Genomic DNA, 12,482 nt, shown 5'->3' on the forward strand with positions numbered 1-12,482 from the left:
GTTTCATACGACACACTATATCACAAATCCGTCTTTCCTGAAAATGCATACAGCGCCTGATGGCATAGGAAAAAAGGAAAAACGGGACGGGCAACAACTATGCCCGTTCCGCTTTCAGTTCCTTCCGCAGCTTCAAGGCGGTCTGATAGACGCCCTTCCAGTCGTCGGCAGTTACGGACGCCGGACTGTAACGAGTCTGTTCAAACTTCGTGAGAAGCTCATACAATGTTGCTTCTGCAGCAGGTTTTGCCTGGCTCCAGCGGGCTACCGATTCCCGAAGTGTCTCGTCTCCGCTCCGGGTCAACCCTTTGCGTTTCACATACTGAATCCAACGCTCGGTCTCTGCCACTACCTTCTGTTCAGGGGTGAGCGGTCCACCTGTCCGTAGACGAAGCAGGAAGAATCGCATGGAGAAACGATTACGCCAGAACATGTATGCTACCCACAATACAATAATGGCTCCTGCAGCCCAGATAACAAAAGTCGGGATGGCAGACGATGTCTGCTCAGGTGCAGGGGTCTGCTCTTCCTCTTGTACCGGCTCCTCTTCTGGCTCTTCTTCAGGCTCATCTACAGGTTGTACATCAGGCTGTTCCGTCAGCAGCGGCATATCAAAGCCCGGCGTTGCTTCAACAGGAATCCAGCCATACTCACCAAAATAAACCTCTGCCCAGGAGTGTGCATCTGCATTGGTAACGGTGTAGGTCGTCTCAATCTCCGCACCAGGTTGACGTGGGGCCTGCATGTCCGAATTCAGGGACAATTGTCCAGGCGCATAACCTTTAACCCACCTTGCAGGAATGCCCTCCGAGCGCGCCATCATCACCAGCGCAGTGGAGAAATAGTCACAGTAGCCTTCCATAATATCGAACAGGAAACCTTCCACAAAGTCGCTGCTTACTTTTCGAGATAAATCCGGATTGTTTGTGTATTCAAAATTAGTTTGTAAATAGTTTTGCAGTAATGCCACTTTTTCATACGGAGTATTCGCAGATGCCGTTATCTCGGCTGCCAGATTCGAAACCCGGTCAGGGAAACGGGATGGTAACTGCAAGTACATATCATCTGCCGGATTACTGTTATACAGATCTTCAAATGACTTCGTACGAAGCTCATCTTCCACAATCACAGGGGCTTCCGATACGATAGTATACGTCTTGGGATACTGCGGTTGCTGACGGTCTGTCACCACGTGCAGTTCAGCCTGTTCAGCATTCCACAACATCCGTTCCGTTCTGTCCTCACCATTAATGGAGCTCACTTCCGAGATCGAATAAGCACCAAAGAGAATCGGATAGACATTATCATTCAGCATCGTTACGTTCTGAGTCACTTGTTTGGTATTCACATTACCGGATTCTTGGTTCTCCAGAGGCTGTCCAGCTTGAACATTCTCTGTCGTACCCCGTCCACGGTCATCCCAACCTGTGCCTGTATACTCAGCACGTGTCTCACCGCGCCAGTAACTACGCTCATTGGTCGTGACAGACATGACAGGGGTATAGTCGAAGTTAAAACCTCCACCAAGCTGATTGTCTTCCCTGCTGTATCCCGATTCGGTAGCCGCGGGAATATCAAGGTTTCCGTTACCAGCCTGACTTGTGGAAGTTCCGGTATAGTTACGCCACGCCGTATATGGGTCCGTCAAGGTGGGTGGAATCTCCGGCATATTAACGCTGGCTACAATAATCAAAGAAAAGATAATGGCAATATTGGCCAGGACTTTATAAGGATACCGGATGATTCGTTTCCAACCTTGAGGATACTGTAGCTGATAGTTACGGAAATGCTGACATACGAGCCATCCCATCCCCGCAAACATCACCCACGCGATTTCAATCCAGAGTGGAATCTGGGTGAAAGAATCGAGAATCCCCATCGAAATGATGTTGACACCTAGAAAAACAAGAATGCGACGTGTGGTGGTCACGAGTCGAAGCGCAGCTTCAAGCATCACCCATGCACACAGGGAGAACCAGATGTACGGCGTCATGTGTAATATGAATTGTTCCGCTCGGTCCGTTAAAGAGCCATAAGGGATGTACACCGTGTAATCAATCAGCGTTTTATGCAAAATGTAACCAACAACGACCGCCTTGATGATCGCCCGATAGATCGTTTTGAAGGGCAGAATGACCTCCAGTACACTGACCGCTGCAAGTGTCCATAACACCAGAGAAGTTGTCTCCGTGTACCACGATTCCTGCGTAAATGAAATCCACTGCATTCCAATCAGGAAAATCCAGAGCAATGACGCTGCATGATACCAGGATCGCTTGCCTGTAACACTTTCATTTCCTTTTGTACTCATACAGAACCTCCCCCCATCACCGTTGGAAGCTCCTGCAAGTGAGAAACAGTGAATGACCTCGTGCCTCTTCCACGCAACATGGCATTCCACTCGGCACTCCGGCGAGATTCACTGGTATCGATCAGAATATGACATGGCGTCATGCCCCGCGTATCGGCCCAGCGCAACAGTTCCATTATTTTTTCATCCTTCTGGGGAGAAATCACGACAAAGTAAGCTCCCTGAGGCAGTTGACGTGCAATTCTTTCCACGCCGGGCAACAGATGGGTATCCTGACCGTTATATTGAATATCCACCAGATGATGCATCATCTTCTGTCGTTCCATCAGACTTTCACTGGGGGCCATGAAGGATGTCTGGTCTGACAATGTCAACAACCCCATCCCCATTCGTTCCCTGACACCATACTCCAGCAGAGAGGCAGCCGTGGAAACGGCAATTTCAAATGCATCCCCATGTTCATAACTTGATGCCAGCGCATCCAAAACCAGAACGGTTTTGGGCACAGACTCATGTTCAAACTCCTTGGACTTCCAGTTCCCTGTCTTTGCCGTTGCATTCCAGTGAATGCGGGAAAGTCGATCTCCGTATACGTAGTCACGTACACCATTGATCTGAGTGGTCTCTCTCCGTGAGCGGGTTAACGCCGTCTGAGGACCGGATAACCGTGATTTGCGGTCGTAAAGCTGCCAATATGGAATAAATACCGTTCTTGGCAGTACGCGAAACTCACCTTTGGCCTTAAACTTTCCTCGATGTTCAATCAGTCCGAATATGTCCTCGCTGGCACATTCCGTTTCTGAAAAAACATACTTCCCCCGCTCAAGTGGTGGCGTCTGGAATGACAGCTCCCCATTACCTCGCATATTGGGAATCAAACTTTCCTTGAACGACCACGATTCTCCGTTATGCCGATGCAGCATTTCACGCACAACAACATAGGGAAGCGGGAGGAATCCCGGAATCGTCAGACTCAGCTGTACTTGAACCTGGTCACCCGCATGCAGCAATTCCTCGTGGTCTGGACCAGAAGATAACCTACGAACTCCTTGAGCACGTCTTACCCCGCTAAATCCAGCAATGGCAAGGTATACACAGAGCAGGGTCACCATCGACAGCAACATAAGGGATGTCTTCCCGCCCTGAAACAAAACATAAGCCAGACAGCACATCCACACCATTGCGATGCTCCATACGCGTGGGTGGCGTAACCCTCTATTCACTGTTCTCAAAAGCGGCTTCATGAACTATTGCCCCATGGAGACGGGCACGCGTACTTGCTGGAGTACGGCATTCAAAACGGCCTCGGAACTCATACTGTCCAGTCTCGATTCGGGACGAAGCACAATACGATGAGAGATCACATAAGGGGCCATCGTTTTCACATCATCCGGAAGCACATAATCACGTTCCTGCAAGAATGCAAAGGCTTTTACGGCCATCATGAACGATATGGCTGCCCGTGGGCTGGCACCCAGCAATACAGATGGGTGGGAGCGGGTTTGACGAACAACATCCAGCAAATAGTCCATAACCGGATCACCGATAAAGACCTCTTTAATCTCCTGCTGAATTGCCGAGATCTGGTCCATATGAGTCACGGATTCAAGGCGATCTACAGGCTGACCGAGCTGATGCTGTTTCAATAGGATTTTCTCAATTTCCTTATCGGGATAACCTAGACTTATTTTCAACATAAACCGGTCGAGTTGTGCTTCCGGCAACGTATACGTACCTTCAAAATCAATCGGATTCTGAGTTGCACAGAGCATGAATGGATGTGGCAGATCATACGTATCGCCATCAACGGTTACGCTGCGCTCCTCCATCACTTCGAGCAGAGCCGATTGGGTTTTTGTTGTGGCCCGGTTAATCTCATCAGCTAGCAAAATGTTGGTCATCACAGGACCTGGCCGGAAATAAAAACGCTCATCCTTCGGATGGAACACAGATACGCCCGTAATATCACTAGGTAAAATATCAGGATTACATTGAATACGTCGGTACTCACCGCGCATGGATTTCGATAATGCCTTGATTAACTGCGTTTTGCCAGTTCCCGGTACGTCTTCAATCAGAACGTGCCCGCCTGCAAGCAAAGCTGTAAGTAAAAGTTGAATTTCAAAGGATTTCCCCATAATGCAGGATTCCAGATTAGAACGAACTGCGGATATGATTTGGATCGACTCTTTGCGCACAGGCATGTGGTCTAACCTCCTAAAAAAGCATACAGATTTCCTTTTATTGTACATGATCCAGAGTCACGAGTACACTCGAAGGAACTCACAATTTGTTTCCAGCCCGTCAGATTCACCGCAGTTCTCGCATGAATACGACAAAAAAGCCCCGGATAAAAGTTATCCGGAGCCTCTGCTGAATCGCAATATGTTCAAGGAGATTCCTCATTCTATGTTAGCCTTTTGGTCTAACGACCAATGCCGCGAGAAAAGAAAAGATGATCGCTGACGATATTCCCGCAGCAGTCAGATCGAAAATCCCTGTAATCACACCCAGCCATCCCTCTTTTTCCAGCTCCGTCAATGCCCCGTGCACCAAGGAATTACCGAAACTTGTGATGGGGATGGTAGCACCCGCACCTGCAAATTTAACCAAGGGGTCATACACGCCAAATGCATCCGCAAGCGCACCTGTCACAACAAGTGTACTCATGGTATGAGCTGGCGTCAGTTTAACCCCATCCATTAGAAGCTGTCCGATAACACAGATTAAACCGCCAACAATAAATGCCCACAAGAACTGCATTACCTTTATCCCTCCTTTTCTATGGCTACGGCATGTGCAATACAAGGAATACTTTCACCCTGCTGGTACGAAATCGGAGATAACAGCGCCCCGGTAGCAACAACGAGCACCCGTTTAAGATCACCCTTCTGCATCCGGTTCAAAATGTGACCATAGGTGACGGTGGCAGAACATCCGCAGCCACTTCCCCCGGCAACCACATAAGGCTGTTTCTCCCGATCATAGATCATCAGGCCGCAGTCATTAAAAAGCGTCTGTTCCATTGGAATGCCTTCTTTTTGCAAAAGCTCTTTCGTAATTGGCAGACCGACGGAAGCCAGATCCCCGGTCACAATGAGATCATAATAGCCGGGTTCCAATCCCGTATCCCTGAAATGAGAGATTATAGTGTCGGCTGCTGCTGGCGCCATGGCTGAACCCATATTAAAGGGATCTTTGATGCCCAAATCCATAATGCGTCCAATGGTGGCTTTGGTAACAACGGGACCATCACCAGTACGGGAGACCACACCACACCCTGCTCCTGTGACGGTATATTGCGCATAAGGCGGCTTCTGTGAGCCATACTCCGTCGGATACCGAAATTGTTTCTCCACCGTACAGTTGTGGCTCACCGTTCCTGCAAGGACATAATCGCCAGCTCCGGAGTCAACAATCATGGACGCTAACGCTAACGTTTCCATGGAAGTAGAACAGGCTCCAAAGACACCCAAGTAAGGCACACCCAGTTTTCGCGCTGAAAAGGAACTGCTGATAATCTGGTTCATCAGATCTCCACCAACAAAAAATTGAAGCTCTTCCTTGGTGATATTTGCATTTATCAAAGCCAGTTGGGAGGCCTGTTCGAGCAGTTTACGTTCTCCCTTTTCCCACGTTTTCTCGCCGATCTCGAGGTTGTCGTAGACATAATCGAAATCAGATGACAGTGGACCCTCGCCTTCTTCTGGTCCTACAACTGCGGATTTACCGATGATCCGCGGACGATTCTCAAACTGCCATGTCTGGCGACCCAATCGTTTCACAGGTGCCCACCTCCAAATCCCAAAAAGGCATAAACGATCCCTACGACAAATGCTGCCACGACACCAAACACAATAACGGAACCAGCAAGTTTAAACATGTTGGCCCCTACACCGAGCACCAGTCCTTCAGCACGATGTTCCAGTGCAGCAGAACACATGGAATTGGCAAATCCGGTAACCGGTACAGCCGTTCCCGCTCCTGCCCATTGAGCCATTTTATCGTAAACGCCGAGACACGTTAGAATAACCGATATGAGAATCATGACTGCCACCGTAGGACTGGAAGCTTCCTTCGATGTCATGTCGAAACCGGCCATAAAAGCCTCTTGAATGGCCTGTCCAATCAAACAGACGGTACCCCCAACCAGAAATGCTTTGAGGCAATTTTTCAGGATTGGACGAGGCGGCTCATGTTTTTTTGCGACTTTTTTGTACTCCTTTTCATCCATGGACAGGGACGATGATTTTTTTTCGCTTCCGGATGTAGATTGAGCTGGCAAGTTACAAGACCTCCTCTATGTGAAAATGGTTCAAAGCTACGGCTGAATGCCAATGTGTGTAATCCTATATTCATTGTTTGTTAATAATCGGAAGGTTATGTATCCGGCGACAGACAGCATATGTTTCCAACAAGATTATGTTGTGAAAGCAAAGTGGGAATACGCCGGATCTGAGGACTTTTAGATAGTCTATAAATAAAGAAGAACAATCACGAGCAAGATAAAAAGAACGATAAACAGTACTTTTTCCGTGCCCTCTTCTGGAGGCTTCATTGGATATTTAGCTCCTTCCTGTAGACAGACAAACAAATATTGAAATAAGAACTTCACAAAATGATGACATCTCCTCCATATATTCATATTCATTGAAGTGGTATCAGGACTACGACTACAGCGGATAGAGTCATGAAACTTGGACACGGTAAGTGCCCAAAATATGCCTTAAATACGTGACATAAACATGGACAATCACTTGCGCAAGGTTCATACTGTAATGTGACCAGTGGTTAAATAACAAGTCCTCAGCATATTAAAGTGCGTGTTCAAAAAGATAAAAGACTTTTTGAACTACATCTTAAAGGACAACAGGCGGGTAGCCGTTCTACTGTGACCTGAAATACATACCAACAGAGGAGTTGTTGACACATGAATGAAAAAACGATGGATATGTTTCGTACGTTGACGGAATTTCCTTCAGCATCCGGTTTTGAACGTGAGCTTCGCGGCTGGATGAAAGATAAGTTTTCCGCTTATACCGATGAGTTCGTCCAGGATCGCCTGGGGAGTCTATTTGGTGTATTACGCGGGGAGGAATCCGGTCCTAAAGTTATGGTAGCCGGACACTTTGACGAAGTAGGTTTCATGACTACTGGCATTACCGAAACAGGTATGATCAAGTTCCGTCCACTGGGTGGATGGTGGAGTCAGGCTGTACTGTCTCAACGATTGGAAATCATCACACCTGATCGTCGGATTACCGGAGTTGTAGGTTCTACACCTGCACACTTGCTGGACGAGTCCCAGCGGAACAAACCTGTGGATCTGAATTCCATGTATCTCGATATTGGAGCAGACAACCGTGCGGAAGCAGAATCCTGGGGCATTCATCCAGGGATGCAGATCGTGCCGATCTGTGAATTTACGCCTATGGCGAACCCGAAAAAAATTATGGCCAAAGCGTGGGATAATCGTTACGGCGTAGGACTTGCACTTGAACTGGTTGAAGCGCTGCACAAGGAAAAACTGCCTAACACGCTTTATGCTGGTGCAACGGTTCAGGAAGAGCTGGGGCTTCGCGGTGCACGTACGGCGGCCAATCTGATTCAGCCTGATATCTTCTTTGCACTGGACTGTAGCGCGGCGAATGATATGACAGGTGACAAACAGTCATTTGGACATATCGGAGAAGGCGCATTGCTTCGTATTTTTGACCCGGGTATGTTCACCCATCGCGGAATGGTGGAATATGTTCAAGATACGGCTTCATCCAATCAGGTTAAAATGCAGTATTTCATCTCACCAGGTGGTACCGATGCAGGTCAAGTTCACCTGAGTGGCATTGGTGTACCATCAATAGTTGTTGGTATCTGCGCACGTTATATCCATACCTCTTCTTCCATCATTCATACGGATGACTACGATGCGGCCAAAGAACTGATCGTGAAACTGGTCAAAGGTCTTGATCGGACAACGATGAATACCATAATTAATAACGCGTAGTAAAGGTTAAACGGAAAGTCCTTAAATAGGATGTACCTGAAAGAGATGTCCCGTCAGACCGGGATGTCTCTTTTTTTGTAATCAACTAGATTAATAGGTCGAACATTATGGAGAATGCCACATAAGATATACGATAATGGAAGATCAATAACCAAACACCAACCAGTGGGGGACCTGTTATGGCAGTGGGAAGGAACGGAAAATCAAATAAAGGTTCTAACAAAAAACCAAACGCTGCTAACACCCTCCTTAATGGAAGCCTCAAAGGGAAAAATCTCGAACTGATTGTAGCGGCGCTATTGGTGAGCGGAAAGTTGAGAGTGGATGCCGTCACGTTGTTTCGTGAGGCTACATTGGTTGTAGAATTGGTTGGTCAATATAAAACACTTCAAAAGGTCACACCCTCCAATTCAGACAAACTGGTACAATTCCTGGATGAAACTGGCGGCGATATGACGCTTAATGATGTTATACAGGCATTTCAGCAGAGGATCAATTCTTAATGGCCAAGAAATGAGGTGGACATCATGTCCGAGTTTGATGGAACCGGGTTTGCCGAACTGTTAATTGTGCTTATTCTTGTTGTTTTATTTGTATTTGGCTCCTCCGATATTGAAAGTTTATCCAGCACTCCAACAGCGACTTGATCTCATAACCCTCTTCTCATGGCTTACAGGTAAAATAAGATAAGAGAAATACCAGTCCTTATGTAGGACTGGTATTTGGTCATTACAGAAATAATGGCGAGAACGCGAACCACGCCAAAATGAGTGTGAGCACAATGCAGACATTCTCTACAACGGCCCCACGCTTGGTCCCTGTACTCATCAGATTCACCCGTATGCGCCACTTGAGCGGTGGTAACGGACGAATACCCCGATTGGTGAGTGAATCGGCCAACAGATGCATCGCATATGCCGTGCCTCCCGCTACCCAGATCTCCGGGCCCTGCTGCTGGGTCGTGCTGTAGAGTAAACCAGCCCATACCGCAGTTCCATATAAGGTATGCGTTAATCCCCTATGAGTTAGCGTGGTGCACAGCATAAGCAGGCTGCCTGCAATCAGATTCCACGGTGCGAACGCGTGACCATAGAAAACCAGCCCAAGTCCAATCGCAAACATCAACACTTTGCGAAGCGAACGCGAAGGCAGGAATGACACAAGCGCAATGAGGATCGCAAGCAACAGGTTCCATGGTTTGGCATGAACATAGAAGTACACAAATACAGCTGTGGGCAACAGAATCGTCTGTAACAACCTGATCAGACTGTTAGGCAAGGCTCTGGATACCAGCAGCGAATTAGGCTCATCAATGTCAGGCAATAAAGAACCAATCAGAGCAACCGTAACTGCTGGCGCGGTCACTGGCATACCGGCCAACTGCAGAACAGAAAGCGACACGCCTGTCCCGATAATAAGGTGGGATCTTCCCATCATGATGCAAAAACGTCCTTTCGAAGAAATCGGGAACAATACGGCCCAGTTCCGATTTTACAACGAAAACAAAATAAGAACAATAGTTCGCATTTCTTATTTGTATGAAAATAAATATAACTTTCTGTGATGGGGCTCACACTATTATATTTATGACTCTTCTATCTTTATTAGTGAATTAAATCACATAAACTATCGTCAACTACTTGTATAATTTCAAATATAAACCACTAAAATTGTTGGTAATGTACAGCGTCTATCCAAGGAGGCATACACACATGAACGGAAAAAAAGAGAAACTCGTTATCATAGGTAACGGAATGGCAGGAATTAGTACCGTTGAGCAAATTTTAAAATTAACTACGCGATTTGATATTACCGTTTTTGGCACAGAGCCCTATCCTAACTACAACCGCATTATGTTGTCTTATGTACTGGAAGGAAGCAAAACACTGGACGATATCGTGCTGAACGACCTTCACTGGTATGAAGATTACGGCATTACGCTGCACACAGGCACAACGGTTACACGAATCGATGCCGAGACACACGAAGTTGTGACTGAAGATGGAACTCGCGTTCCTTATGACAAAATCATCATTGCAACAGGCTCCAACTCCTTCATTCTCCCCGTACCGGGACATGACAAAGAGGGTGTTGTTGGTTTTCGCGATATCGCCGATTGCAATGTCATGCTGGAAGCTGCTAAGCAGTATAAAAGAGCGGCCGTTATCGGGGGCGGACTGCTAGGCCTTGAAGCTGCCAAAGGGTTGGTACAACTTGGCATGGAAGTTACCGTAGTGCATCTGATGGAAGATCTGATGGAGCGTCAGCTTGATCCGCAAGCTTCATCCATGTTGAAGGCAGAACTCGAACGTCAGGGTATCCGGTTCAAGATGGGTGCGCAGACTTCCGAACTGCTGGGCGGCGAACGCGTTGAAGGGATACGTTTTGCAGATGATACGGTTCTGAATGTTGATTTTGTGGTCATGGCTGTAGGCATCAAACCCAATACGGCTGTAGCCCGCGAAAGCGGTATGGAAGTGAACCGGGGTATTGTCGTGAATGACTATATGCAGACTTCACTTGAGAATGTGTATTCGGTCGGGGAATGTACAGAGCACCGCGGGGTATGTTACGGCCTCGTTGCCCCATTGTTTGAACAAGGTATGATTCTGGCGAAACATATCTGCGGTGTGGAGACCGCTCCTTATGAAGGTTCAGTTGTATCCACGAAATTGAAAATTTCGGGTGTGGACGTGTTTTCAACTGGTGAATTCATCGACAGCCCAGAGCACACCGTCATTTCGCACAAAGATGACTGGAAACGGACCTACAAAAAAATTCTGCTTCGTGATAATAAAATGGTCGGCGCTGTTCTCTTCGGTGACATTACGGATTCTGCCGAATTGCAGAAACTGATTAAAAATCAAACCGAAATGACCGAAGAATTGTATGGTTCACTCATGGGTACAGGCTGCGGCGGTCATAAGAAAGCAACCTCTGTTGAAACGATGCCCGAGGACGAAATCGTCTGTGGATGTAACGGGGTAACCAAAGGAACCATTGTTGATGTAATTACAAACCAGGGCCTTACCACTGTTGATGAAATCAAAGCCTGTACCGGTGCAACACGCTCTTGTGGTGGGTGTAAACCGGTTGTGGAACAGATTCTGCAATATGTACTTGGAGACAGTTTCAGTACTGGGGCTAAACAGGGCATCTGCGGATGTACTTCCATGGGACGGGATGAGATTGTAGCCGAGATTCGTGAAAAAGGATTACAAACGACCAAAGAGGTCATGAATGTACTGGGTTGGAGTCAGCCAGAAGGTTGTTCCAAATGTCGTCCGGCGATCAACTACTACCTTGGCATGATTGCACCAGACACACACGAAGATGAGAAAGAATCCCGTTTTGTTAACGAACGGATGAACGCGAATATTCAAAAAGATGGAACGTATACGGTTGTACCTCGGATGTACGGCGGGGTGACTACACCAGCGGACCTCAAACGCATCGCTGACGTTTCAGTCAAATATGATGTGAAAGCAGTCAAAGTTACCGGCGGTCAGCGTCTCGACTTGATTGGTGTTAAAAAAGAAGATCTGACCAAAGTCTGGGCTGAACTGGATATGCCTTCAGGTTATGCATACGCCAAATCGCTGCGTACGGTCAAAACATGTGTCGGCTCCCAATTCTGCCGATTCGGTACACAGGATTCCATGGCCATGGGTGCTCGCATCGAACGTAAATTCGAACGTCTGGATCTGCCAGCCAAGTTTAAATATGCCGTCAACGGTTGTCCGCGAAACTGTGCAGAGGCATGTACCAAAGATATCGGTATCGTTGGTAACGACGGAGGCTGGGAGATCTTCATCGGTGGTAACGGCGGTATTAAAGCAAGACTGGCTGATCCCTTATGCAAAGTGAAAACGGATGAAGAGTTGATTGAACTGTGCGGCGCCATCATGCAATATTACCGCGAGACAGGTAACTATCTGGAACGGACGTCCGAGTGGGTGGAACGCATGGGTCTGGAGCATATTCGTTCGGTTGTTGTGGATAACCTTGAGGAACGTAAAGCGTTGATGCAGCGGATTGAATTTGCACTTGAGCATGTTGAAGAACCTTGGCAAAAAGCGATTCGCAATGAAGAAGGCCAAAGTAAAATGTTCCATGGCATCGAAGTATCAGCTCGTCCATAAGTAAGCTTGCAGATTAATACTGCCG

10 protein-coding genes are annotated in these 12,482 nt (G+C 47.4%); 3 read left to right on the top strand and 7 right to left on the bottom strand.

Features of this window, described 5'->3' with window-relative positions; genetic code table 11:
• Positions 1-97: 97 nt before the first annotated feature.
• From V6668_RS21645 to spoVAC, 6 genes are all read right to left on the bottom strand, one after another.
• Positions 98-2,311, bottom strand: coding sequence for a transglutaminase domain-containing protein (locus tag V6668_RS21645; protein ID WP_338706618.1), 2,214 nt, complete (start codon positions 2,309-2,311; stop codon positions 98-100).
• Complete coding sequence (locus V6668_RS21650) at positions 2,308-3,555, bottom strand: DUF58 domain-containing protein (RefSeq protein ID WP_179086484.1); 1,248 nt, start codon at positions 3,553-3,555, stop codon at positions 2,308-2,310. Before V6668_RS21650 ends, V6668_RS21645 begins: the two co-directional genes overlap by 4 nt.
• Before the next feature lie 3 nt (positions 3,556-3,558).
• Entirely contained in the window at positions 3,559-4,515 is a 957-nt protein-coding gene (locus tag V6668_RS21655) for an AAA family ATPase (RefSeq protein ID WP_036615157.1), read from the bottom strand.
• A gap of 208 nt (positions 4,516-4,723) precedes the next feature.
• Entirely contained in the window at positions 4,724-5,074 is a 351-nt protein-coding gene (gene spoVAE, locus V6668_RS21660) for a stage V sporulation protein AE (RefSeq protein WP_036615159.1), read from the bottom strand.
• A 5-nt stretch (positions 5,075-5,079) separates the two neighbouring features.
• Positions 5,080-6,096 carry a stage V sporulation protein AD gene (gene spoVAD / locus V6668_RS21665; RefSeq protein WP_338706620.1) on the bottom strand — a complete coding sequence of 339 codons (1,017 nt, stop codon included), beginning with the start codon at positions 6,094-6,096 and terminating at the stop codon, positions 5,080-5,082.
• The gene (gene spoVAC, locus V6668_RS21670) at positions 6,093-6,596 is read right to left on the bottom strand and encodes a stage V sporulation protein AC (protein ID WP_370739100.1); all 504 of its coding nucleotides are present in this window, start codon (positions 6,594-6,596) and stop codon (positions 6,093-6,095) included. Before spoVAC ends, spoVAD begins: the two co-directional genes overlap by 4 nt.
• 645 nt (positions 6,597-7,241) lie before the next feature.
• On the opposite strand from spoVAC, the gene V6668_RS21675 reads away from it, so the two are divergent.
• On the top strand, positions 7,242-8,315 hold the full coding sequence (locus V6668_RS21675; protein ID WP_338706622.1) for a M42 family metallopeptidase: 1,074 nt from the start codon (positions 7,242-7,244) through the stop codon (positions 8,313-8,315).
• Between the two features lie 179 nt (positions 8,316-8,494).
• The gene (locus V6668_RS21680; protein WP_074095924.1) at positions 8,495-8,818 is read left to right on the top strand and encodes a hypothetical protein; all 324 of its coding nucleotides are present in this window, start codon (positions 8,495-8,497) and stop codon (positions 8,816-8,818) included.
• Positions 8,819-9,044: 226 nt separating this feature from the next.
• On the opposite strand, the gene V6668_RS21685 is transcribed toward V6668_RS21680, so the two are convergent.
• Positions 9,045-9,752, bottom strand: coding sequence for a metal-dependent hydrolase (locus tag V6668_RS21685; protein WP_100527005.1), 708 nt, complete (start codon positions 9,750-9,752; stop codon positions 9,045-9,047).
• Between the two features lie 275 nt (positions 9,753-10,027).
• On the opposite strand from V6668_RS21685, the gene nirB reads away from it, so the two are divergent.
• Positions 10,028-12,457, top strand: coding sequence for a nitrite reductase large subunit NirB (gene nirB, locus V6668_RS21690; RefSeq protein WP_338706624.1), 2,430 nt, complete (start codon positions 10,028-10,030; stop codon positions 12,455-12,457).
• Positions 12,458-12,482 lie beyond the last annotated feature (25 nt).

This window comes from Paenibacillus amylolyticus (assembly GCF_036894225.1).
GTDB lineage: Bacteria > Bacillota > Bacilli > Paenibacillales > Paenibacillaceae > Paenibacillus > Paenibacillus amylolyticus.

Excerpts from the sequence above, each read along its gene's own strand:
- spoVAE (WP_036615159.1), bottom strand. The coding sequence starts at position 5,074 with ATGCAGTTCTTGTGGGCATTTATTGTTGGCGGTTTAATCTGTGTTATC.
- V6668_RS21645 (WP_338706618.1), bottom strand. The coding sequence starts at position 2,311 with ATGAGTACAAAAGGAAATGAAAGTGTTACAGGCAAGCGATCCTGGTAT.
- V6668_RS21655 (WP_036615157.1), bottom strand. The coding sequence starts at position 4,515 with ATGCCTGTGCGCAAAGAGTCGATCCAAATCATATCCGCAGTTCGTTCT.
- V6668_RS21675 (WP_338706622.1), top strand. The coding sequence starts at position 7,242 with ATGAATGAAAAAACGATGGATATGTTTCGTACGTTGACGGAATTTCCT.
- V6668_RS21650 (WP_179086484.1), bottom strand. The coding sequence starts at position 3,555 with ATGAAGCCGCTTTTGAGAACAGTGAATAGAGGGTTACGCCACCCACGC.
- V6668_RS21680 (WP_074095924.1), top strand. The coding sequence starts at position 8,495 with ATGGCAGTGGGAAGGAACGGAAAATCAAATAAAGGTTCTAACAAAAAA.
- V6668_RS21685 (WP_100527005.1), bottom strand. The coding sequence starts at position 9,752 with ATGATGGGAAGATCCCACCTTATTATCGGGACAGGCGTGTCGCTTTCT.
- nirB (WP_338706624.1), top strand. The coding sequence starts at position 10,028 with ATGAACGGAAAAAAAGAGAAACTCGTTATCATAGGTAACGGAATGGCA.